General features: G+C 59.2%; 18 protein-coding genes and 1 pseudogene. 9 read left to right on the plus strand and 10 right to left on the minus strand.

Annotated elements, in window-relative coordinates; all coding sequences use genetic code 11:
- Positions 1 to 161: 161 nt before the first annotated feature.
- On the minus strand, positions 162 to 428 hold the full coding sequence (locus ACOZK9_RS21390) for a hypothetical protein (RefSeq protein ID WP_152748754.1): 267 nt from the start codon (positions 426 to 428) through the stop codon (positions 162 to 164).
- Between the two features lie 129 nt (positions 429 to 557).
- Positions 558 to 1,298, minus strand: a complete 741-nt coding sequence (locus ACOZK9_RS21395; protein ID WP_152748753.1) for a hypothetical protein — start codon at positions 1,296 to 1,298, stop codon at positions 558 to 560.
- A gap of 328 nt (positions 1,299 to 1,626) precedes the next feature.
- Between ACOZK9_RS21395 and ACOZK9_RS21400 the strand changes: the two genes are divergently transcribed.
- The 5 genes from ACOZK9_RS21400 to ACOZK9_RS21420 all read left to right on the plus strand — a co-directional run bounded on the left by ACOZK9_RS21400 (position 1,627) and on the right by ACOZK9_RS21420 (position 9,264).
- The gene (locus ACOZK9_RS21400) at positions 1,627 to 2,079 is read left to right on the plus strand and encodes a (2Fe-2S)-binding protein (RefSeq protein WP_152748752.1); all 453 of its coding nucleotides are present in this window, start codon (positions 1,627 to 1,629) and stop codon (positions 2,077 to 2,079) included.
- Positions 2,079 to 4,319 carry a xanthine dehydrogenase family protein molybdopterin-binding subunit gene (locus ACOZK9_RS21405; protein ID WP_152748751.1) on the plus strand — a complete coding sequence of 747 codons (2,241 nt, stop codon included), beginning with the start codon at positions 2,079 to 2,081 and terminating at the stop codon, positions 4,317 to 4,319. Before ACOZK9_RS21400 ends, ACOZK9_RS21405 begins: the two co-directional genes overlap by 1 nt.
- 16 nt (positions 4,320 to 4,335) lie before the next feature.
- Entirely contained in the window at positions 4,336 to 5,682 is a 1,347-nt protein-coding gene (locus tag ACOZK9_RS21410; RefSeq protein WP_122250385.1) for a c-type cytochrome, read from the plus strand.
- Positions 5,683 to 6,322: 640 nt separating this feature from the next.
- Positions 6,323 to 6,568: a hypothetical protein gene (locus ACOZK9_RS21415; RefSeq protein ID WP_082649046.1), complete on the plus strand. Its 246-nt coding sequence runs from the start codon at positions 6,323 to 6,325 to the stop codon at positions 6,566 to 6,568.
- Entirely contained in the window at positions 6,565 to 9,264 is a 2,700-nt protein-coding gene (locus ACOZK9_RS21420) for a glycoside hydrolase family 3 protein (protein WP_172979607.1), read from the plus strand. Before ACOZK9_RS21415 ends, ACOZK9_RS21420 begins: the two co-directional genes overlap by 4 nt.
- Positions 9,265 to 9,280: 16 nt before the next feature.
- On the opposite strand, the gene ACOZK9_RS21425 is transcribed toward ACOZK9_RS21420, so the two are convergent.
- Both ACOZK9_RS21425 and ACOZK9_RS21430 read right to left on the minus strand, forming a co-directional pair.
- Entirely contained in the window at positions 9,281 to 9,931 is a 651-nt protein-coding gene (locus ACOZK9_RS21425; RefSeq protein ID WP_152745345.1) for a TetR/AcrR family transcriptional regulator, read from the minus strand.
- Positions 9,932 to 9,953: 22 nt separating this feature from the next.
- On the minus strand, positions 9,954 to 11,315 hold the full coding sequence (locus tag ACOZK9_RS21430; protein WP_152748748.1) for an MATE family efflux transporter: 1,362 nt from the start codon (positions 11,313 to 11,315) through the stop codon (positions 9,954 to 9,956).
- A 189-nt stretch (positions 11,316 to 11,504) separates the two neighbouring features.
- Here ACOZK9_RS21430 and ACOZK9_RS21435 point away from each other — a divergent pair, with 189 nt between their 5' ends.
- From ACOZK9_RS21435 to ACOZK9_RS21445, 3 genes are all read left to right on the plus strand, one after another.
- Positions 11,505 to 11,969 (plus strand): thiol-disulfide oxidoreductase DCC family protein, encoded by a 465-nt coding sequence (locus tag ACOZK9_RS21435; RefSeq protein ID WP_152748747.1) that lies wholly within the window; start codon positions 11,505 to 11,507, stop codon positions 11,967 to 11,969.
- A gap of 103 nt (positions 11,970 to 12,072) precedes the next feature.
- Positions 12,073 to 12,633, plus strand: a complete 561-nt coding sequence (folE, locus tag ACOZK9_RS21440) for a GTP cyclohydrolase I FolE (RefSeq protein ID WP_058413464.1) — start codon at positions 12,073 to 12,075, stop codon at positions 12,631 to 12,633.
- 48 nt (positions 12,634 to 12,681) lie between these two features.
- Positions 12,682 to 13,392 (plus strand): SDR family NAD(P)-dependent oxidoreductase, encoded by a 711-nt coding sequence (locus ACOZK9_RS21445; protein WP_421556517.1) that lies wholly within the window; start codon positions 12,682 to 12,684, stop codon positions 13,390 to 13,392.
- Positions 13,393 to 13,428: 36 nt separating this feature from the next.
- Here the strand turns inward: ACOZK9_RS21445 and ACOZK9_RS21450 are convergent, their stop codons facing one another.
- The 4 genes and pseudogenes from ACOZK9_RS21450 to ACOZK9_RS21465 form a co-directional block, all read right to left on the minus strand.
- Positions 13,429 to 14,487, minus strand: coding sequence for a methyl-accepting chemotaxis protein (locus ACOZK9_RS21450; protein ID WP_421556560.1), 1,059 nt, complete (start codon positions 14,485 to 14,487; stop codon positions 13,429 to 13,431).
- Between the two features lie 72 nt (positions 14,488 to 14,559).
- Positions 14,560 to 15,093: pseudogene (locus ACOZK9_RS21455) on the minus strand (MCP four helix bundle domain-containing protein); the annotation flags it as partial.
- Positions 15,094 to 15,296: 203 nt separating this feature from the next.
- Positions 15,297 to 16,781: a chemotaxis protein CheW gene (locus ACOZK9_RS21460; RefSeq protein ID WP_421556518.1), complete on the minus strand. Its 1,485-nt coding sequence runs from the start codon at positions 16,779 to 16,781 to the stop codon at positions 15,297 to 15,299.
- Positions 16,778 to 18,544, minus strand: coding sequence for a PAS domain-containing protein (locus ACOZK9_RS21465; RefSeq protein WP_421556519.1), 1,767 nt, complete (start codon positions 18,542 to 18,544; stop codon positions 16,778 to 16,780). Before ACOZK9_RS21465 ends, ACOZK9_RS21460 begins: the two co-directional genes overlap by 4 nt.
- A 396-nt stretch (positions 18,545 to 18,940) precedes the next feature.
- Between ACOZK9_RS21465 and ACOZK9_RS21470 the strand changes: the two genes are divergently transcribed.
- Complete coding sequence (locus ACOZK9_RS21470) at positions 18,941 to 20,725, plus strand: sensor domain-containing phosphodiesterase (protein ID WP_421556520.1); 1,785 nt, start codon at positions 18,941 to 18,943, stop codon at positions 20,723 to 20,725.
- Between the two features lie 65 nt (positions 20,726 to 20,790).
- On the opposite strand, the gene ACOZK9_RS21475 is transcribed toward ACOZK9_RS21470, so the two are convergent.
- The gene (locus tag ACOZK9_RS21475) at positions 20,791 to 23,097 is read right to left on the minus strand and encodes a lipase family protein (RefSeq protein ID WP_421556521.1); all 2,307 of its coding nucleotides are present in this window, start codon (positions 23,095 to 23,097) and stop codon (positions 20,791 to 20,793) included.
- On the minus strand, positions 23,094 to 23,888 hold the full coding sequence (locus ACOZK9_RS21480) for a hypothetical protein (RefSeq protein ID WP_421556522.1): 795 nt from the start codon (positions 23,886 to 23,888) through the stop codon (positions 23,094 to 23,096). Before ACOZK9_RS21480 ends, ACOZK9_RS21475 begins: the two co-directional genes overlap by 4 nt.
- Between the last annotated feature and the right edge of the window lie 15 nt (positions 23,889 to 23,903).

Consider the following 23,903-nt stretch of genomic DNA (forward strand, 5'->3'; position numbering starts at 1 on the left):
CGATTATGGTGTGTCAGATACGTATTTTTCGACTGACACACTGCAATCGCGAGCAAGCCCGCTCCCACAAAAAGCGCGCATCTGATCCAACTACCCTGAAGCCACCTCAACGCCAGCTCCAGGACACCCAGATGTAGACCCCGCGCCCATCAGCAGGCGCTTCAAGTCACGTCTGCCAGCGAGCGCATCACATCGTCGGCCTCCGTGCCCTGCGCGAACCTGAACCCGGCCATCTCGTCGCAGGCCAAAACGGCGGCGAGGCTGTCGCATAACTGCGCCTGCGTCGGCTTGTTACTCAGTAATTTGTGCGCAGGCAGCAGCACCTCGGCAGGCGCACCTTGGGCACTCGCTACGTCGAGTAAGGCAAAGAGGATGAAGCGCAGACGAACCTCGCGGTCAGTCGGCCAATGCGTTTTTTGCTTACCCAAGGCAGGCACTCATCTTCAAGAAACGTCCGAGGCTATTGCCGACCGACGGGTGTTTCAAGCGACGACCTGCAAGATAGGCCACTTCCTACGTGAGATCAGGAAACGCCGCACTGCTTGAGCTGTGCAGCGTCATTGCACCGGCAAAAAGTTCATCAACAACAAGCTCTGCGCGTAGTTAAGACCGATACGTCGGTAGCGCTCGTCGAGCATCTGCGTGAGCAGGTCCAGGCGCGCGACGATCTTGCCGAACTCGACGGCAAAACTGAGGTTGCTGCCCTCCTCCGACAGCTCATTGGAAAACAACAGCAACACGCCGTTGGCATCCTGGCGCTGGCTGAGCAGCCAGGTGGCTTTCTCGATATTGCGCGCAGCGTTGCTGACAAATTGCGGGTTGATTGAGTCGGTCACATAAAACCGGGTACGCCCGCCGTGCGCGGTGACCAGCATGCTGCCGATGGCATAGATAAACGCGCCGACCCGATCGCCGCGAAAATCGGCGCTCAGCGAATAACTCAATGCCGCCAAGTCGCGCCGGTCTCCAAGCGCCGGCAGCGGTTGGCGGTTCTCGATGGCCTGGCGGATCTGCCGCGCTGCCGTCACCGCATCCGGGTAACCCGCCTGGCGCCATTGGTTGGGGTTGCGCAGGTAGAGCTTGTTCATCAGCAGATACAGGCTTTGCAGGTTGTCCCGCATGCTCAAGGTGGCCATGCGATCAACGCTGGTCTGGAAAAACTCGTCGGGCTTGCCTTGGCTGAATTGCGTGGCGATGTCGCGGCCTTGTTGTTGGCTGCAACCGCTGGCACAGAGTAGCCACAGCGCCGCAAGCACCAGCGGCCATCGGTTGATAACAGTTATTAACGTTCGATCCATCGGCACCGGGTCTGGCTGCTGTGCGCGCCCGAAACAGGCGCGGTCGTGACAGGGATAGATCAAGAGAATCAAAAAAAGTGCGGCGCGCAGGCGTGGATCAGCAAAGGCCTACGCGCTGGCAACCTGCGCAGTAGTGCATTCCTGTTGAATGCTTGCCTGATCCTCCGAATTATCGGTGCCCGCATAGATAGGCGCTGCCACGTAGTCTAGAGTTCTTTGATACGTGGCCAGTTGCAATCGCCCAGGCCCGCCAATGGCTATCAACGCCAACGTGCACCACCCCCATTCTAAAAAAAAGCCACACCAACCGATGATCAGCAGGTGAGTCATGGAGCTACGAATCAACCAACAGGCCTATCAGGTCGACGCCGACGCCGACACCCCGTTGTTATGGGTGATCCGCGATAACCTGGGGCTGACCGGCACCAAGTATGGCTGCGGCCTGGCCCAGTGTGGCGCCTGCTCGGTGCTGGTGGACGGTAACGTGGTGCGCTCCTGCGTGACGCCGGTGGCCGGCGTGGTGGGTCGCGAGATCATCACCATTGAAGCGGTCGAGGCCGATGAGGTGGGCAAGCGCGTGGTCGCGGCCTGGGTCGAGCACCAAGTGGCGCAATGCGGTTATTGCCAGTCCGGGCAAGTGATGGCGGCCACCGCGCTGCTTAAGCACACCCCGGCGCCGAGTGATGCGCAGATCGAAGCGGCGATGGTCAACCTGTGCCGCTGCGGCACCTATAACGCCATTCGCACGGCCGTGCATGACTTGGCGAAAGGAAGCGCCTGATGAATATTCGCAACGACTCCACCGACGCGTTGCCCTTCAGCGAGCCGGTGAATGTGTCCCGTCGACGCTTTTTGGCGAGTACCGCCGTGGGCGCGCTGGTGATCGGTTTCGGCTTGCCACTTGGCTCGGCGAGGGTGCAGGCGGCCACGGCTGGCGCCGCAGAACGCGGCACTCAGGTGCCGGCGTTTCTTGAGATTCGCCCGGACGGCAGCGTGCGCCTGCTCAGCCCGTTCATGGAAGGCGGCCAAGGCACGCACACGGCGATGGCGCAGATTGTCGGTGAAGAACTCGACGCCGACCCCGCCACCTTTGTGGTCGAGGCCGCGCCACCCGGCGAAGCTTACGTGGTGATGGAAAATGGTATGCGCATCACCGGCGGCAGCATGTCGGTACGCATGAGCTACCCGACCATGCGCCGCCTGGGCGCGCTGGCGCGGGCGATGCTGCTGCAGGCCGGCGCCGAGCAATTGGGCGTGCCGGTGGCGCAGTTGAGCACAACGCCGGGCCGCGTGGTGCACGCCGCTTCGGGCCGTTCGCTGGGCTACGGCGAATTGGCCGGTCGCGCCCTCGACATGCCCGTGCCGGACCCTTCGACCATCACGCTGCGTGACCCGAGCCAGTTCCGCTGGATCGGCAAGCCGGTCAAGCGTCTGGATGCTTACGATAAATCCACCGGCAAGGCGCAATACAGCATCGACCTGATCGTCGACGGCATGCTCCACGCCGCCGTCCAGCATGCGCCACGCCTGGGCATGACGGTCGGCAGTTTGCGCAACCAGGCGCAGGTTGAGGGCATGAAAGGCGTGCATTCGGTGCACGTATTACCGGGTGCCGTGGCGGTGGTTGCCGAGCGTTGGTGGCACGCCAAACGTGCGGTCGAAGCGATTCAGGTTGAATGGCTGGAAGCGGCTGGCGACTCAAGCGTGCGCGCCATGCCGGCAGATTTTTCCAGCGACCGGCACCGCGATTTTCTTGCCGCCCAGCAAGGCCCGGTGCGTGAGGACGAGCACGCAGGCGATGTGGAAGCCGCGTTGGCAGGCGCCAAAACCAAGGTCGAAGCCACCTACCACAACCAGTACCTCAACCATGCCCAACTGGAGCCGCCTTCTGCGCTGGCACGCTTCAACCCGGACGGCTCGCTGGAGATGTGGCTGCCCAACCAGGCGCCCGACATGTTCCGTGCCGACATCGCCAAACGCGCCGGGCTGAGCATCGAACAAGTCACTTTGCATTCGCCGTTGCTCGGCGGCTTTTTCGGCCGGCATTTTCTGTATGACTCGGCCAGCCCGTACCCGCAGGCCATCGCGTTGGCCAAGGCCGTGGGCCGCCCGATCAAGCTGATCTGGAGCCGTGAAGAAGAGTTCCTGCGCGACACGCTGCGCCCGGTCGCCGTGGTCAAGTTCCGCGCCGCGCTGGACGCACAAGGCCTGCCGGTCGCAATCGAAGCGGTCAGCGCCACCGAAGGCCCCACCGAAGGCATCGCCGGCAAACAGGGTGAAAAAATCGACCCTACGGCCCTTGAAGGGTTGACGGGCAAGGCTTACGCCATCGCCAACAAACGCATCGCACAGATCTACGTCAAAGGCCCGGCCATGCTCGGCTACTGGCGTTCGGTGGGCAACTCGCTGAACGACTTTTTCTACGAAGCGTTCCTTGATGAACTGGCCGACAAAGGCGGCCACGACCCGTACGAACTGCGCCTGCACCTGCTGCGCGATAACCCGCGCCTGACCACCTTGCTGAACGCCGTGGGCGAGCTGTCTGGTGGTTGGAAACGTGGCCCTTATACCGCCGAAGACGGCAGCCGACGCGCACGCGGTGTGGCGATGGCTTCGCCGTTTGGTTCGCACGCGGCAGTGATCGCCGAAGTCTCGATCGAGAGTGGGCAAGTCAAGGTGCATCACATATGGGAGGCCATCGACCCGGGCAGCATCGTCAACCCGGCGATTGTTGAAGCGCAGGTGAATGGCGCGGTGGCCTTGGGGTTATCGCAAACGTTGCTGGAGGAGGCGGTGTACGTGGACGGCAAACCACGCGCGCGCAACTACGACCTTTACCCGATCCTGCCGCTGTCGCGTATGGCGCAGGTGCACGTAAAGATTATCGAGAGTGGCGAAAAAATGGGCGGTGTCGGCGAGCCTCCGTTGCCCGCAGTGGCGCCAGCCGTGGCCAACGCGGTGGCGCAACTGACCGGCCAACGCATCCGCAGCTTGCCATTAAGCCGATACACCTTCAGCTAACCGACAGGGATTGCCCATGAACAACCGCCGATTCGCAAGAACCGCAGGCTGGCTGGCGCTGCCCTGCGTGGTCGCCGCAGGCCTGCTGGCCTGGTACGTCACCCGCGAGCCTGCCTCGCCATTCGAACAACAACCCGCCGCCAGTTTCGACCCGGCGCTGATAAGCCGCGGTGAGTACGTCGCCCGCCTCAGCGACTGCGTGGCCTGCCACAGCTTGCCAGGCAAAGCGCCGTTCGCCGGCGGCCTGGAAATGGCCACGCCGCTGGGCGCGATTCACGCCACCAACATCACGCCCGACCGCACCCACGGCATCGGCGCCTACAGCCTTGGCGACTTCGACCGCGCCGTGCGCCACGGCGTCGCACCGGGTGGGCGCAGGCTCTACCCGGCCATGCCCTACCCGTCATATGCCAAGCTCAGCGACGACGACATGCGCGCGCTTTACGCCTTCTTCATGAAGGGCGTGGAACCGGCTGAGCAAGCGAATATCCCCAGCGGTATTCCGTGGCCACTTAATCTGCGCTGGCCTATCGCATTGTGGAATGGCGTGTTCGCGCCCACCGCAGCTTACGTCGCCAAACCTGAGCAGGATGCACTGTGGAACCGTGGCGCGTATATCGTCCAGGGCCCCGGCCATTGCGGCAGTTGCCATACCCCGCGCGGCCTGGCCTTTAACGAAAAGGCGCTGGACGAGTCGGGTAAGCCGTACCTTGCCGGCGGTTTGCTCGACGGCTGGTACGCACCGAGCCTGCGCCAAGACCCCAACACTGGGTTGGGGCGCTGGAGCGAGGCGCAGATCGTGCAATTTCTCAAGACCGGGCGCAACCAGCATGCGGTGGTCTACGGCTCGATGACTGAGGCGTTCAACAACTCCACGCAGTTCATGGCCGACGACGACTTGGCCGCCATCGCCCGTTACCTGAAGTCACTGCCTGGCGACCCGCAGCGTGACGGCGCACCGTGGCAGTACCAGGCGGTGGCCGCAGACGCGCGCCCGGATGTGCCGGGTGCCCACACCTACGCCACCCGCTGCGCGTCGTGCCATGGCCTGGACGGCAAGGGCCAGCCTGAGTGGATGCCGCCACTGGCCGGTGCCACTTCGGCACTCGCCAAGGAAAGCGCTTCGGCAATCAACATCACCCTCAACGGCTCACAACGGGTGGTGGCGGCCGGCGTGCCGGATGCCTATCGCATGCCGGCGTTTCGTGAGCAGTTGTCCGATCAGGAGATTGCGCAGGTGCTGACTTACATGCGCAGCACGTGGGGCAACCATGGCGGCGCGGTGGATGCAAAAGCAGTGGGCAAGCTGCGTGAGGGGACTGACCCGGCCAGCAGCAGCCCGATTATTTTGCAAATGCGCTGAGGGGGCGTCGCGGAGCAAAAGCGCTTCTGTGGGAGCGGGCTTGCTCGCGATTGCGGTGTGTCAGATAAGTATTTTTCAACTGATACTGCGCAATCGCGAGCAAGCCCGCTCCCACCTGCGGCGTACGCGTGTTCCGGCGACGCGTTTCGGATCATTCAGTGCATCTAACTGAAACTTGGGCATTGTGTTTGAGCCGTTGCATAAAATATTAAAGACACAACTGCGCACGGCAACTACCGTCTTATTTTCGTCATAAAAAAGTTTTAACAAGCACTAAAAATAGTTAGGGCTTTTCCAGACTGAAAAGCTTAACAGGTCACTAAACCTAACTACAATTAGGTTTATAAAAACGCAATTAATCGCTAAAAAATATGCAGATAAAAGCAACATAAATTCAAAATTACGCGATTATCTGCCATAAAAATCTAACAAAACGCCTAAAACCCTTAGTTTCCCTTCACCAAAAAATCATATCAAGCACGCAAAACCACAGTGCCAGCATTTAATATCCCCGCGTTAAAGAATATTTTATTCCTGCCTGAACTTTTAACTGTCTTCCAGAGACTCATTGCTCGACCGATCGATAGTCTGCGCACTGTTGATCCTTTTTCCGTGCCCACCCCTTAGTCGAGATGCATCGATGAACAGACCCTTATTGTCTTTTTTAAGCGTCGCACTGCTGTGCGCGCCTGGTTGCTATGCCCTGGCGGCCGATTCAACAACGAGTGCCACCGCCGAACAACAGGTTCGGCAACAGGTGGAGGCCCAACGCGATCAACTGAGCGGCGCCGCCAACATTGGCCACGCCAAGCAAACGGGCGCGTCTGCTGTCATTGATGCACCGGTCGACACCGACGACGCACCTGCTCAGGGGCAACGACCATGAGCTTGCCATCCTTCAAGCACGCCGTAGGGCTTAGCCTGCTGGCCTTCGGCATTGCCCAGGCCAACCTTGCACTCGCTGCCGTCACCCCGGCCACGGGGAATGCCGTTGAAGCGCGGGTGAGTTCCATCCTCGACAACATGAACCCGTCGGAAAAGATCAATTTCACGCGGGTTAACGACGGCCACATGATTGCGCCGCTGCTCAAGTGGGGCATCAAGGGCACGGTGGCGTATGACTCGTCGATGGGCGTGCACGTCAACAACGCGACGTTTGGTGCGCAGTACCCTTCGCAGTCCGCGCTGGCCGCCACCTGGAGCATCAACCGGGCCAAAGAATTCGGCCTGGCCATCGCCTATGAGACGCGAATCTCGGGCGGGCAACAGATGCTCTCGCCTGGGGTTAACCTGTACCGTACGCCGTACAACGGCCGTTCGGCCGAGTACGTGAGTGGCGAAGACCCGTTCCTCGGCGCGGTGCTCGCACCGGCGATTGTCAACGGCATTCAGGCGCAGGGGATTCAGGCGAGCGGCAAGCATTACCTGGCCAACGAACAGGAAGCCAACCGCCAGGCGGTTAACGTTATCGTCGACGAACGCACCTTGCGCGAGCTGTACCTGCCGGGCTTTGAGTCGATGGTGAAAAACGCCAACGTGGCGTCGATCATGTGCGGTTTCAACAAGATCAATGGCGACTACGCCTGTGAAAACCACCACCTGATTACCGATGTGCTCAAGGGTGAATGGAACTACCAGGGCAATGTGATCAGCGACTTCAACGCGATTCACAACGCTTTCAAAGGCGCGTGGGCCGGCACCGATATCGACATGCCGTCGGGCCTGCAATTTACCGAAGCCAACCTGCTGCCCTACGTGTGGAGCGGGCAACTGACGCAGAACGTGATTGACGACAAGGTCAAACGCAACCTGCGCGCCATCGTCAGCTATGACTTCCAGGAACACCTCAACACTGCCAAAACGCTCGACCATCCGGAATATGGCCAGCGCGCGTCGTTGAATGCGGCCCGTGAAGGCATCGTGCTGCTGCGCAACGAAAACACCAGCGGCGGCAAGCCGCTGTTGCCGCTGGCGCGCACAGCCAAGATCGCGGTGATTGGTAACTGGGCACACGACGCACCGGCCTCGCCGTTCGGCACCGCCAACTCGCCGCCCAACAGCTACGTGACTGAGCTGAGCGGCTTGCAGCAATTGGCCGCGAACAGCGCCAATGTTACGTACCTGCCGGAGCTGAGCCTCAACCCACAAAGTTCGGCGTGGTTGCAGCCAGCCACCGGCAATAACGAGGTCAGCAACGCCGGGGTGAAAGCCGAGTACTACACCAACACAGATTTTTCCGGCTCGCCTGCGGTAACGCGCGTTGAACCTGGCGTGAACCTGGATTGGACCACCGGCACCAACATCACCCAAGCGGGCACGACGGCTGTTGCAGGCTTCAGCCCGAACCCAGGCGCGTTTTCTGCGCGGTTTACCGCCGTCGTGAAACCGACGCTCTCCGGCCCGCAAGTGTTCAAGGTGCGCGCAGACGGCCCGTACAAACTGTGGGTCAACGATGAACTGGTGCTGCAAAGCGACGGCGTGCCGTACTCCGCAGACGTGGTCAACGCCCTCACCACCTCTGGCAAGACGGCCTCACTCAAGGCTGGCAAGTCGTACAGCGTAAAACTTGAATACCAACGCGTGCAGGGCAACTTTATTCCGGCACTCGGCGGCGTAACCGGCGTGCAAATGAGCTGGGCCGGTCTGCGCCCTGCGCCGGACCTGTCGAAATACGATGCGGTGGTGGTGGCTGTCGGCACCAACTACGAGAATGAAGGCGAAGGTTCCGACCATGGCTACGCGCTGCCCGATCAACAAGCAGAGCTGATCCGGCAAGTCGCCAAGGCCAACCCCAACACGGTCGTAGTGATGCACGGCGGTGGTGTGGCGGATATGCAGCCGTGGGCGAAAAAAGTCGGCGCGACCTTGCAAGCCTGGTTCCCGGGCCAACAAGGCGGGCAGGCGTTGGCCGAGATTCTGTATGGCAAGGTCAACCCGTCGGGCAAGCTGCCGGTGACCATCGACAAGCAGATTGAAGACAACCCGAGCTATGCCTCGTACCCGGACCCGGCCGCCTACCGTGGCGCCAACCCGCTGACCGAAATGACCTACAGCGAAGGCCTGTACATGGGTTATCGCGGCTATGACAAGAAGCACGCGCAGCCGCTTTACCCGTTCGGCTTTGGCCTCTCCTACACCACGTTCGGCTACAGCGACTTGAAGTTGTCGAACAACGTGATGGCGCCGGGTTCGACGGTTGATGTGAGTTTCACCCTGACCAACACTGGCGATAAAGCCGGCTTTGAGGTGGCGCAGCTTTACGTGCAACCGGTGAAACCTGCGGTCGACCGCCCACAAAAAGAACTCAAGGGCTTTACCAAGGTGTACTTGCAGCCTGGCGAGAGCAAGACGGTGAGCATCCCGATCGACTCGCGCTCGCTGGCCTACTACGTCGACAAAACCGACAGCTGGGACGTGGATGCCGGCACGTTCAAGATTCTGGTGGGGGCTGACTCGCAGAACCTGACGCTGAATCGCACCTTGACCACCTTGTTCCCCGAACACCTGACCACCCGCGACAGCAACCCGCTGCCGTTGCCACTGCGCAAAGCGGTGCAGGTCAGCGCTTCACAGACCTACTAAGGTCGCGCATACAGGCTCAGGGATGAGCTTGCATGTCCCTTCCCAACCGCCGCACATAGCCATCAAAGACGGCCATCACATCGACGTCTTCCGGGCACCTCAGCCACTGAATCTGCAAGCCGTCCATCATCGAAAAGATCTCTTGTGCGACTGCCTTGACGTCTACATCCTGGCGAATCTCACCGGCTTCGATCAACGCGGTCAAATGCCCACGCGCGTGTTGATGCGTCAGGTGAAAACGCTCCTTGTACCAGGACCACGCCGGGTGCGCGTGCGACAAGCTCTCGGTGTTTATCACCAGTGACGCCTGACACTCGGCAGCATCCTGAATGCTGAAGCGCATGCTTTGGCGCAAAAACTTCAGAAAACCCTCCAGCGTCAACTCGATGGTCAATTCGTGAAAGCGTGAAACAACCCGCTCATCCCTGCGCTCCAACAACGCCTTGAGCAGCGCTTCCTTGTTGGCAAAGTGGTGCAGCAAACCCACCGTGGTAATCCCGGCAAGTGCCGCCACGTCACGCATCGAAGAACTCGAATAACCATCGCGCGCAAAAATCAGCGTTGCGGCATCGAGCAACGCGGTTCTGCGCATTTCGCCCTTGGGCGCGCGGCGGCGCTTGGGCTGTAGGTCTTCGTCTGATTCGATCCCTGACTCGTCAACTGACATAAATATCCGATAACTGCTGCATTCAACTTTCCCCAGCGCGTGTCGGCTGGGCCCGTCTTGCAAAAAACCTGCGCGCTGCGAGCGATGCGGTAAACGTCGACATCACTGCGACCAGTGCATTGCCGGTCAACATGCCCGGCATCGCCCCGCTGCTGCCGAACAGGTGCGTGGCGCCATACACGAACGGCAGCGTGCCGACGGTTGCGCGCAGCCAGGCGAAGGCGGCCACCAGCCAGGCGCGCCGCATGGTCACGAACACCGCAATCGCCACGAAGTCCAGGCCGATGATCACCCACAGGCCGGCGCCAATCCGGCAGAACGCAAGGAACAGTTCACGCCCCTCGCCTTGCAGGCCGTAGAAGTCGGCAATCATAGCGCATGACGCCAGCAGCACCGCCCAGATCACCACGCCGTAAGCCACCACCAGGCGCCGCGTAAAGGTAATCGCGGCGCTGACCCGCTGGTCCAGCCGGGCACCGATATTCTGGCCAAGCACCGGCGCCAACGCACTCGGCAGGGCAAAAAAAGCGCAAAAGCAAAACTGCATCACCCGGTCCAGCACGGCCATCGCCGCCAGCGCCGATGTGCCGTACACCGACACGCTCGACACCAGGTACGCCAAGCCCACCGGCGTGGCCAGATTCGCCACCATCGCGGGCAGCGCCACACGAAAGATCCGTCGCCCATGCACGCGCAGGCGTTTCAGGCTGACCGGTGCTGCCATGCCGATATGCCGTCGCACCCAGCACAGCCCCAGCCCCGCCGACACCAGCGCCGAGAACGCGTACGCGATACCGGCGCCGTCCAGCCCCAGGCCCAACCCGAAAATAAGCAACGGGTCTGCGACTGCCAGCGTGCCTGCGCCGGACAGCACCAGCCACAGCGCACGCTGGCTGTGGCCAGCGGCCCTGAGCATTTGCGCAGCCATCTGCATGGCCGACTGCAACACGCTGAACGGCAAGGTCAGCCAGATAAAGCGGCGTGCCGCGTCGTACACCTCGGCCTGTGCGCCCAGCCAATGGGTGATCGGCGCCAGCAGCGCCAGTTGCACGGCGGCGCACAGCGCACACACCAGCACCACCCACAGCATCAGGCTGGCGGTGAGTTGAGACTGGGCTTTGCTCGCGCGGTGCCCAATACGCTCGGACAGCACCGAGGCGGCCGCGATAATCAGCCCGTTGGCCAGCGCGCCATTCATAAAAATCAACACCTTGGCGATGCCGACGGCGGCCAGCAACTGCGGTGCGTGCAGCATCGAAACGTAGACCAGGGTGAGGATGTCGACCAGGAACACCGCGAACAGGCTCAAGGCGCTGGTACTCGCCATCACCATCACGTGGCGTGAAACACTGCCTTCGGTAAACCGCGCGCGACTGCTTGCCATTAATGTCCCCATAGACAGCCGTATGTTGCTCGGATAAAGGTGGCAAGGCATATCGGGCGGCAATTCTAACCAAGCGCAGCGCGTTGGTCAGCGTTTGATGTTCACGCTGACGGATTCCAAAACAATCAGCCATTGTCAGCCGGTTTGTTTAGGCCTATCTTGTACAAAACCTATACAAGACAACAAACCATGTACAAGAAAGAGCAATGGCCGCTGACGCTTTACTTTGACGGTGAATGCCCTCTCTGCGCGCGCGAAGTGCAGTTGCTGCGCCGGCGCGCCCTGGACACACGCCTGGTGTTGGTCGACATCAGCCACGACGCATTTGACGCGACGGCATTCGGCTTCACGCTTGAGCAGATGCAGGACTCACTGCACGCAAGGTTCGCCAATGGGCGCTGGGTAACCGGCCTGGACGCGACCTTGTGGAGCTGGCGCGCAGCCGGTTTGGGGCGGTGGGCCGCGCCCCTCGCCTGGCGACCGATCAGGCCGTTGCTGACCCTCGGTTATCGCCTGTTCTGCCGCGTACGCCCGCATTTGAACTGGCTGCCTCACCCGGATGGCAGCCGCCGTTGTCGCGATGATGCCTGCGCAGTGCCGCAGCCAAAAAGCGCGCCGGGGCAGCCGACCAACGTGAACACCAAATCACCGTAGAACGCCCGGCGCCGATACCCAATCAAACCAAACGTAACCGGCGCTCGCCCACTGACAAGGGTGGGGCGTCACATCAAGTGCAGCATGGTTTCGAGGAACCCACGTGAACCCATCATTAGCCGAGCATTACCGTGAAATTCTAGTCGGCGTCGGCGAGAACCCCGAGCGCGAAGGGCTGCTGGACACGCCCAAACGTGCAGCCAAAGCCATGCAGTACCTGTGCAACGGCTACACGATGAACCTTGAAGAGGTGATCAATGGGGCGCTGTTCGAATCGTCAAACGATGAAATGGTCATCGTGCGCGACATCGAACTGTATTCGTTGTGCGAACACCACCTGCTGCCCTTCATCGGCAAAGCGCACGTGGCGTATATTCCCACCGGCAAAGTAGTGGGCTTGTCGAAGGTTGCGCGCATCGTCGACATGTTCGCGCGGCGCTTGCAGATACAGGAAAACCTGACCCGGCAAATTGCCGATGCCCTGCAGCACATCACCGGCGCCGCCGGCGTGGCGGTGGTGATTGAAGCCAAGCACATGTGCATGATGATGCGCGGCGTGCAGAAGCAAAACTCAGCGATGATCACCTCGGTGATGCTGGGCGCGTTCCGCGATTCAGCGACCACGCGACACGAATTTTTGCAGCTGATTGAGCGGCGCCCTTAACCGGGCGGCACCTGCTGTTTTGCATCACTGACGCGCCGGAGAAACCCAATGAGCGAGACCTTCATGATGAACTCCCTTGGCGAGGGTTACCGTGCGTTGGTGATCGGCGCAAGCGGTGCACTCGGTTCGGCGTTTTGCGAGCTGCTGAAACACGACCCACAGTGCGCGGGTGTGCGTGAACTGGGGCGGCAAACGGTGCCTGAATTGGACCTTGCGAACCCCGAAAGCATCGCCAAGGCGGCTGCAGCACTCGCCGACGAGGCGCCGTACGGGTTGATCGTGCACGCCGCAGGCTTGCTGCACCGTGGCGCAATCAAGCCTGAAAAAACCTACGCTTCGATTGACGAAGAAGCGCTGAAGGCAGTGTTTCAGGTCAACACGTTCGGCCCGGCGCAGGTATTGCGTCAGTTTCTGCCGCTGCTCGCCCCCGCAGGCGCCATGGCGATGCTCTCGGCCAAGGTGGGCAGTATCGGCGATAACCGCTTGGGCGGCTGGTACGCCTACCGCGCCTCGAAAGCGGCGCTGAACATGCTGATTAAAACCGCCGCCATCGAACTCCAACGCACACGCCCACAGAGCCGCTTGCTGAGCCTGCACCCTGGCACGGTTATTTCGGACCTGTCCAAGCCCTTCAGTGGTGCGGCCGCTGCCAGGCCCGCGAGTGTGGCGGCGCGTGAACTGCTGAATTTGATTGACCGCCTGGGGCCCGCCGACAGTGGCAATTTTTTTGCCTATGACGGCGAGCGCCTGCCCTGGTAAGCCACACCTGCCAGCGCGGCAGCGCCGCGGGAAGCCCTACGCGCCTCTGAAAAAGGCCACCTTCTGCGCTAACCGATCAGCCAACTGAGCCAGCTCATTGCTCGCGGTTGCCACCTCTTTGGAGCCGGTTGCCGACTTCACGGTTGAGCCGTGAATGCGCGTTATGTTGTGCGCAACGTCTTCAGCCACCGCTTTTTGCTGGATCGCTGCACTGGCGATTTGCGCGTTCATGTGGTTGATCGCGCCGACCTCCTGGCTGATTTTGGACAACGCACCTTGCGCCTTGCGTGTTTGCGCCACGGTGCTACTGGCCAGCTCGCAACTGTCGCGCATGGTTTGCGCAGCCGTTTCGGTGCCGCTTTGCAACGTGCTGATCATGTCGCGAATTTCCTGCGTCGACTGCTGCGTGCGGTTGGCCAGCGAGCGCACTTCATCGGCCACCACCGCAAACCCTCTGCCGTGCTCACCGGCACGCGCGGCTTCAATGGCGGCGTTCAACGCCAGCAGGTTGGTTTGCGACGCGATCGAGTTGATCACCTCGATCACCGACTCAATCCGCTCACTGTGCGCAGACACCTGCTCCACCGTGCTGGTGGTGTCGACCAGGGTGTTGGCGAGTTGTTCGATAGCCTGCGTGGTCTCTTCGACCAGACGGTTACCGATCTCAACTTCAGCGTCAGCCAGGCGCGTCGCGTCCGCTGCTTGCGAGGCATAGCCTGCGACCTCAGTCACCGTCGCGGCCATTTGCGTGATGGCCGCTGCCACCTGCTCGGCCTCGCGGGTTTGCAGGCTGATGTGGTCATTGTTGGTCGATGACACGCCGAGCATCTTCGACGACGACTGGCTGACCTCATGGGCCGCAGCGCGCACCTCGGTGATGGTATCCGCCAAGCGGCTGAGCGCGGTTTTCAACACGCCCATCACACTGTTCGGGTAAGCGGTCACAATCGTCTGGTGCAGATCGCCCGCCGCCAGGCGCTGGATAGCCTGTGCGACTTCGGTCGGCTCGGCGCCCAAAGTTGATTTGACGAAGCGAATGATCGACACCGCCAAAATAATGCTCAACAGCAGCGCGATGCCGGTCGCCAGCAGCATCAACCCGCGAAACTGGCTGGCGGTGGTTTGTACCTCACCGAGCTGCGCCTTGATCGACGCCTCTTCATAGTCGATCAGTGCGTTGACGCGCTTCAACCACTCGCTGTAGTCGCCGGACGTTTGTCGCAGCAACATCGCCTGCGCACCCGCAATATCACCGGCGCGACGCAGCGCAATTACCGCCTGCGTAGACGCCAGCGTCTGCTTTTCAATGTCTTTGATGGCACGCAGCATCTGCTGTTCTTCAGGCGTCACGCCGGCGTTGGTGAACAACTGGTCCAAAGGCACTGCCGAATCGGCGTAGGCCCGTTCCAGGCTGGTGACTTCATTCAGGTGCACGTCCAATTGCGCGTCAGTGTTAACCAGCACCGCATCACGAATGGCGATGGCGCGGTTGTGCACACTGCCGCGAAAGTTGATCGCGTAGCGTTGCACCTTCGCCGCATTGTCGCTGACGTGTTCCAGGGTGTTGTCGATAAACCCCACCCGTTGAATACCCACAGCAGTAATCAGGATGAGTAACGAGACGATAGCGGCAAAGCCAAGGCCGATACGCGAGGCCAGGGAGACTGATTTTTTCATGAGGTGCGCTCGCAGATGAACCATTAAGGGCTGGGCCGTGAGATGTCACTAAGCCATCAGCCGATGTGCAATCTACGTCAAGGCAGCGCGCGCGACTAATTAAGATAGATGGCCGAGGCCATAGCTCACCACTATGAGCTCAGCACTGTGAGCTCAGCACTGTGAGCTCAGCACTATGAGCTGCCCCTGCGAAATCAACCCGCGCTGCCCGAACTTGAAACGTGTGCTTAGCCGACGCCACGCTGGGCACCCAGATTGGGGCTGGCCATCTCCAACGCCTTGACAACATTGCGCAGATTGATCAACGTCATCCAACGGTTCTGATCACCTTTGCCGATGCTGACCAGGCTGCGCACGCGGTCATTCACCGAGCCGCTGCCGTTGATGCTGCGCTCCCAACCGGGCGGGTGCTCAGAGGCCGGGTGAGTAAAGGTTTCTATCGAGTCGGTACGGTTGACCACCAGCCCAAAGCTGTTGAATTCGCCTTTGACCAGCAACACCCGCTCCAGGGCAATGTCGGCAGGCGTGGTGCCTTCGACCAAACTGCTCAGGCACACCAACGGAATCTGCTCGCCACGCAAATTGAAGCTGCCTAACAGGTGGGTTTCAACTTGCGCAAAACGCACAAAATGCTCAGGCATATCCAGAATTTCCAAAACCTGATCAAGCGGCACCACGAACTGCTGGGCCGCCTGGAATACCAGGCAGGTCTGGTTCATCTGCCCTGTGCGCGATACCGCGGCGCCCTGCCCCGGTGGGCTGGTTTGGTAGATCTTGGCGAAACTGAGCGTCTCGGGCCGTTCCAGTAACGCGCGATGTTCAAGCAACAACGCCTGCTCGCCGTTCTCCACGCCGACCACACCGGCAAACAACGCTGGTTCGCGTAAGCCGTAAGTGGGCAACGGCAGGATTTCGCTGGCGCGCTTGCGCACAATCGCAATCATCCGGTCATAGATAAGGCCGATGCGATAACCTTCGCGCGAGGTCAATACCAGCAGTTGGTCCTGAGGGCCGGCCGCCGACAAGCGATCAATGCCGAGTACCCGGTTTAGGCTTAACGCAGGTACATCAACACCACGCCGATTGGCGACGCCCAGGCAGTAATCGCCGCCCAATTTGCTGGGCAGCATGTCTGGCTGGTCGACCAGTTCGGTGATGGCTTTGGCATCGACGGCGAAGCGTTTTGCATCGCACTCAAACACCAGCAAGTGGTGCAACTCATGCGACTGATCCTGCACGCGTGCCACGCGGTCATTATCGGCAGCCCGCGCGGTCAGCACCTGCGGCAAGCAGGCCAGCGCTGCCAGGTCGAGCAGGTAAATCATCCGCTCATCGTCGAGCAACGCGAGTTCCGGCAGCAGCGCCACCGACGTGCCCTCCCCGCCAAGCCGGCAGCGGTCGCGCGCCTCTATCTTCATCACATCGCTGACCCCGCTGACGGCAATGCCCAGGCGTTGGCCTTGATGATTGACGATGGCGACCATGTGGGTTGGCTCGCACTGCTCGGGCGCACAATCACCCAGCAGTGAGCGCAGTTCGATCAGTGGCAGCGCCTTGCCGCGCAGGCTGAACATCCCAAGCAACGCAGCGTTTTGCAGCGGATGCGGCTGCAACCGGGTGGGCCAATTGATGACCTGCTCCAGTGCCTGCGCGTCCACCGCAATTTCCAACCCGGCGAGCTTGAGTACTCCAAACGCCCGGGAGTCACTCATGGCCTGTCAACCTGGCCCGCCGTGTTCAGGCCTTTGCCCAACCCGGAGGCTAACTTGATACGGTTGAGTTCGCCGATCAGTTCAGACACCTGCTCAGCCAGATGCTGTTGCTCGTGAGTTGCCGCACCGATGGTGGCCATAGCCCCATTGGTGCGCTCGACGCCGGCCACAATGCGCTCGAACGCACTGCCGGCACTGCGCGAAATCTCGCTGCCGGAGTTGATACGGCGCACTGTTTCCTGAATCAACTTGTTGATTTGCGTGGTGGCTTGCGAAGACTTTTCAGCGAGTTTGCGCACCTCATCGGCGACCACCGAGAAGCCCAGCCCATGCTCACCCGCGCGCGCCGCCTCGATGGCTGCGTTGAACGCAAGCATGTTGGTCTGACCGGCGATCGTGCTGATCACCGCGATGATCTCTTGAATGTCTTCTGCGGACTTACCGATGGTATCCATCGCCGATGACGCCTCGTTGAGCGTCTGTGAACCGCGCTGGGCTTCATCCTGGGTGATGCGCGCCTGATCATTGGCATCACCGGTGGTTTTGACCACCTCGGTAATCGCCGCCATCAGGCGCGTGACCGATTCGTCCATGGCCCGCGTCTTGGCTTCGATGGCTTCCTCAAGCTCAACCTGAGCGGTAATGTCGGTGGCAAACTTGACCACCTTGTACGGTTGCCCCGCCGCATCGAATACCGGGTTGTAGGTCGCCTGAATCCAAATATTCTGACCGTACTTACTGATGCGCTTGAAGCGCCCGTTGAAGAATTTGCCACTGCTCAGCGCGCTCCAGAATTCACGGTAAGCGGTGGTCTTGACGTATTCAGGCTCGCAAAAAAGTGCGTGGTGCTGGTTTTTCAACTCTTCCAGGCGGTAACCCAACAGCCCCAGAAAGTTTTCGTTGGCCGAGAGAATGTTGCCGCTCAGGTCAAACTCGATCACGCCTTGCGCACGGTTGATGGCGTTGACCTTGCCTTCGTGCTCCATGGTGCGCAGTTTGGTGTCGGTGACATCGGTGGCGAACTTCACAATCTTGTACGTATTACCCTGGGCATCAAGAATCGGGTTGTAGGACGCTTGAATCCACACATCGCGGCCGTCCTTGCTCAGACGCTTGTACTCGTTGGAGTCGTATTCGCCCTTGGCGAGCTTCTCCCAAAACTCGCGGTAAGCGTGCGAGCTTGCGTGTTCGGGGTCACAAAACATCCGGTGATGTTGGCCGACGACCTCTTCAAGGGTGTACCCCATCGCCGCCAAAAACTTGTTATTGGCGCTCAGCACATAGCCGTCAGGCGTGAACTCGATCAACGCCTGCGAACGCTCGATCGCGGCGATCTTGCTTTCCCACTCAGCGTTGCGGTTACGCACTTCGGTCACATCACTGGCGAATTTGACGATTTTGAACGGTTTGCCGTTGTTGTCCATGACCGGGTTGTACGTCGCTTGCAACCACACCTGCCGCCCGTCCTTGGCTTGGCGCTGGTACTGCCCGGCGTCAAATTTGCCGGTGCCCAGCTTCTCCCAGAACATCAGGTATTCTTTGCTGGTCGCGTAGTCCGGCATGCAAAAAAGGCGGTGATGACGGCCGCGAATTTCGTCGAGCTCGTAACCCATGCACTCAAGAAAATTTTGATTGGCATACAGGACGTTGCCCTGCAAATCGAATTCGATGACCGCTTGGGAACGGTCGATGGCGCTCAGCAGGGAGTTCAGGTCAGCGCCGGATTGGACCAGGTCGGCAGCAGGGTTAAGTCGGTCGTTCATGGGTAGATCCGCAATGTAGATTAAGTGGGCGGGACTCCTTCCCTGAAAGTGATGGCGTCGTCCAAGGCAATGTCTTGCGCGAGCTCAACGTCCCCGGCTAACCGAAGCGCGCAATCAGCGTTTCAGCTTAAGCATCGGCGGGTGATGCTATGAACTTTAGGAAAACCTGTACAATTTTTTATTTCTGTACAGGAAAGGAACTTTTTGACAATGATGGATGGCGCTTTGCCGCTATGCGAAAGGCTCAATACGCTCGTAGCCTGACGTCAAACGCTGGGCGGGCAGGCACTGGCGATTTACGCGCCTCAGGCTATCCGGGGAATAGAAAAAATAACATCATAGTAGTGGCCCTGTCTGATACCGTGTAATGAGAACCACACCACTGCGAGAACTATCATGGGCGAAGGCGCTCCCATTCCGGCGAATGAAGCTGAACGACTAAAACAGGTCGAAAAATACTGTCACGTTGACGCCGACGATGATGAAGTCTTCGACAAAATCGTCCAGATGACCTCTGCTTACTTCAGCGCTCCCATCGCCTTGATCTCTATCGTTGATCGACACCAGCAATGGTTCCGCGCGCGTGTGGGCATTAAAGAAACTCAGACGCCCAGAGCCGTTTCGTTTTGCGCCTACTCGACGTTGGATAACACGCAACTGGAGGTATTGGACGCGACACGTGACCCGCGCTTTAAAAACAACCCGCTGGTTACCGGCCCGCCGTATATCCGTTATTACGCCGGCGCGCCACTGATTACCGAAGAAGGTTTTACGCTGGGCAGCCTGTGCATCATTGACACGCTTGCGCGCCCGGCCATGACTGAGAGTGACATGGCGATGCTCAACAGCTTCGCCGAACTGGTGATGATGCGCATCCGTGGTGTGCGCTCCCGAAATTTCGTGGATCAACCCACTGGGCTGTTTAATCGGCTGCGGCTTGAGGAAGACATACGTCAAACCCTACAGATTAATGACGTATGCCAGATCTATGCCGTTGACGTTATAACCCCCAAGCTGCTCAACGACATCGTGAAAGCGCTGGGTTACAGTTTCGCGGAAGAGCTGATTTTGGCGATAAAATCTCGCCTGCAAACGCTCTTACCCAGCCAGTGCGTGTTGTATAAAATCAGCTCAACGCGGTTTGGTTTTATTCTTAAGGATAACCAGACCGCCCGGCATATCTGCGAAAGTATTCTGAGCAACTTCAAACAGCCAGTCGCATGCCACGGCATCCCTATTCCGCTGCAAGTGGGTATTGGTGTCCTACCGGTTCTGACCTCGCAGGCGCCGCAGCAAGATTGGGTACGCCTGGTGGTCAGCGCGGCAGATGAAGCCCGCGATCGTCAGTTGGGCTGGTCGCTGTATGAGCCGCAGTTCGATGCCGCGCAACAACGCGCCTTGATGTTATTGAGTTCATTGCCGGAGGCGGTCAGTTCGGACAAACAGTTCAGCCTCGTGTATCAGCCAAAAATCAACCTGCCCTCAGGCAGTTGTCAGTCGGTAGAGGCGTTAATACGCTGGACTCACCCATTACTTGGCAATATCAGCCCTGCTGAATTCATACCGTTGGCTGAAAAAACCGCCTTGATACCTTCCGTTGGCTTGTGGGTGCTCAATGCAACAGTCCAACAAGCGATCGCCTGGAAAGCCCGCGGCCTGCGCCTGCGCATCGCCATGAACATTGCCGTCAGCGACCTGGAAAGTACCGAATTCGTCGACACGCTGCTTAATCAAATCGACACACACGGCCTGGACCCGGCAAGCTTTGAACTTGAGTTCACTGAACGCATGCTCATGACCAACCCTGACGAGATCATCCGACAACTCAAGCGTGTCCGCGAGGTTGGCGTAGAAGTGGCCGTGGATGACTTCGGCACCGGCTACAGCAACTGGGCCTATTTGAAAGAGCTCCCCGCCAACACTGTCAAACTTGACCAATCGCTGATCAGCGGTCTGGGCACTAACACCAATGACAAGCAACTGGTTAAAACCCTGATTGGGCTGGCGAAGGGGCTGGGCTACCAAGTGGTTGCCGAGGGCGTGGAAAGTCAGAAAATTCTTAATCTGCTAACGCAGTGGGGCTGTTCAGAGGCGCAGGGTTACTTGATAGCCAAACCGATGAGTGCAACGGCGTTGGAAGCGTGGATAGAACAGGGAAGCTTTGGCGGGCAGGTCAAGTAGGGCCGGCCCGGCGTAACGTCTATGTTGATGCGCGTACTCGCGCAGTTGTTAACGTTTGGCTGAAGCTAGGTAAACGAATCAATATTCAGCGTGTAGGGCGCGCCAGGCACGAAGGCTCCGGTAATGGCGGCTATCGCCCGCTCATTGTCTTCGGCCGACGGAGGGGCCATTGCCAGTTGTTCTTCGGTGCTGTTCTGCGGGTGCGCGTTCCAGCGAGGCAAGTCGTTCTCTATCAGTTCGCGGGTGCCGGCGAACACACCATACACGTGGGCTTCGGTGACTCGCTCACGTCGTAAGGAACACAGGCGCGTGCGTGTTGCCAGTATGTTGTCTGCTTCCTTCTGAAGCGCATCGATAATTCCGGCGCTACCACTTCTATAGCGTTCAGGCCTTGCAGCATGCCGCATCTCAAGGTCGAGAATTTGCCGCTTGGCATTCTTCAATGACTCATCCACTTGGTAGAACTCATCGTCAGTCACCAACGAACGATTGGACAGGTGCGCTTGCTGCCAGCGACGCAGGCTGGCCCAGCAGTTTGGAATGTAGCTATGCACCATTTTGTGGTCGGCATTATCAATCACTTGCCGCAGGAATGAACCGCGATCCGGCAAGCCGTCTATAGCCTTTAACGCGACAGCGCAGCCGTGGTCGTTGATGGTGCTGCAACCCGGCTTCCAGAGCAGCGAGGACTTGAGGCGGGCGCTAAAGTAGACCGGCATGAAGTGGCGCAGCGTACCGTGGTGAGTGAAGGGTTCACCGGTCATGTTAATCATGCCCAGTGCAAACCACGACAAGCCCAGCGTAGGGTTTACTACCGTCACGACGCCTTGTCCGGCGTACTGTCGCTGGGTGGACGTGTTCATCCAGGTCGATGGCACGCTGGGCACCGGATCGTTTTGATTGACGATGCGGTGGTGGGTCAGGGGCTTGGCTGCTTCTACGAAGGTGCTGTCACCGGCGCGTGGGGCGCCGTAGGTGTAGAGCACAATGTCCGCTGCATAGCGTTTATCACGTCGCAGCATTTCAGACACTATCAGCGCAATTGCACCGCCCAGACTGTGCCCGGTAATGACCATTTTTTGTCCGCTGTAAAACTTGTCCAGATAGCGCGCTACAAAACGAAAGGCCACTTGGGCTGCACCGTAAAATCCGTTATGCACCTTGCCCTCCCCTTGCTCAAAAGGCACCTGATTGGCGTCCATGTCGCGCAGGGCATCATCCACACTGGCAGTGCCGCGTATCGAAATCAAAATCAGCGCGTCGTGATGAGTGATGAAGGCTTGAGTGTCAGTACCCTCCTCATCTTTGCTGTCATCAAGACAGTGGATGTTTGCCGGGTTTTCCTGTTTTTCACCCAAGTTAGGGTTATTCACTTCCGAGTACAGTTCGGGGTCAAAGGGTACGACCTCCAGCCGCTTGGAGTACGGCACTTCCTCGTACAAAGGGTAATAGGTTTTCCCGCCAGCCTGCGCCGCATCCACCTGCCAAAGCTCTTCAAATTTCGCGAGTGCGTCAGCAAACCAATTACCGATACTCGGCTGCAACGGAAAACTTACGGTGTCGGTTTCTACCGGATGAGCGCCGGGGTGTTGCGCAAAGTCGCTATAACTCAGCGTCGACATCAGCGCCAGTTGGTAGAGGTTAAGCGCGCAAAAGTCATTGCTCGGCGAAAGCATGGGCCGTAGCGCGCGCAGTGGGCGCACCTCCAGCACGGTGTGCTGGTCCGGCATCAGGGCAACGCCCCTTGGCGGGCGTGAAGACAGCGTAAACCCTGGCCCTGACATGGCCAAATCGTACTGCGTGACACCAGTGCTACTGCCGCCCTGTTTGAACTTAAAGTTTCTTACCTCAGATTCCTGCCTGAACAACGAAAATACATGGGGATTGGGTGGAAAATGACGCGCCACTATGGGCGGAAGGTGCGCCCAGTGGTCAACCAGCTCACGCACTTCAACCTGGTAGAAGGTATTTGCGTTGCTCTGGGCCGGATTGGTTTGTGTGCGGGCGCCAGATTTATTGAGAAAACGGGTTTTCTCGGCGCGTACTTGGAGTTCAGTGATGGGTAGCGGGTAGTGGGGTCTTTCTCGCAAAAACGTGTAGGTCTTTTCGCTTCCCAAGTACGGCTGACTAAGTTTCAGCACCACAGGACCACTGTAGTGGTTCTCCACTTTGCCGAAGCCGTTGACATCCAGTTTGCCGTTGTAAACCACATCCTCGTAGTCGATGACCACATACGCCAAACCGGCATAGGGTTTGCCGTCCCCCAGTTCATCCACTAACTGGAAACTGGTCGAGTGCCCGCGTACCGGGCAGGCATGAATACGGCCGCTGAAGAACGCTTTGTCACTGTCTTCCAGGGTTGGGAGGCTCATGGGGTTACCTCTTTGTTTTCGGTACAGCCGGGATAAATAGTGCAACTGCGGCCATCCGGCATTTTGAAACTGCTGAAGTCTCTGTAATTGCCGTAGCAAAACGCATATTGATCTTCAAAGTTGTCGCCCATGCAGCGCTTCCAACCTCCGGGCACCTTGACCCACGTATCGCCGACAGCTGGTTTTTCTAAATCAGCCAGCTTGATCTTCAGCTTCACGGTTTTACCCGGTAGCTGATCGAGGGTGTACGCAGCAAACGGACGACCTTTGGTGACATTGCCTTGGGCGTCGGTACTTTTGCAGTAGAGAATTTTAGTTATGTAACGCTTGGGACCAATCGTGCGGAAAAACCACTGACACTGTCCGGAAAACTGGCTTTCGCCAGCAGCGTTGAAGGAGCCTTTGTCGCGAGGATCAAGATGATTCCTTACGGCGATAAACCCGGAGTCACCGCCGGATTCTCCGATGTCTTTCCCGTAGGCAGCGTTGATCTCAAGCTCTATGCTGCTAATAACCAACTCACAGCCCTTGCGGGTGCGGCGTATTTCAATCTGCGAATCAGGCTTGTATTCACGCCACCATTCGCGGTTGAACTGCTTTCTCAAGTTGTCACGCCTACCGAGGTTGCAGGACTGGCCGGGGACGGGCACGTAGCTCACGGAGGCGACATAGGCAAACCCCGGAGGCAAGTCAGCGGTGAACGTGAAGGTGTTGGACTTTTCGCTGACAGAGCAGCCCACGCTCAGGGCCAGGCAACTGCCCAGGACTAAATGGCGCATGACGGGTTTCATACGGGGGCATCTCCC

Source organism: Pseudomonas kitaguniensis, from assembly GCF_049199985.1.
Taxonomy (GTDB): domain Bacteria; phylum Pseudomonadota; class Gammaproteobacteria; order Pseudomonadales; family Pseudomonadaceae; genus Aquipseudomonas; species Aquipseudomonas kitaguniensis.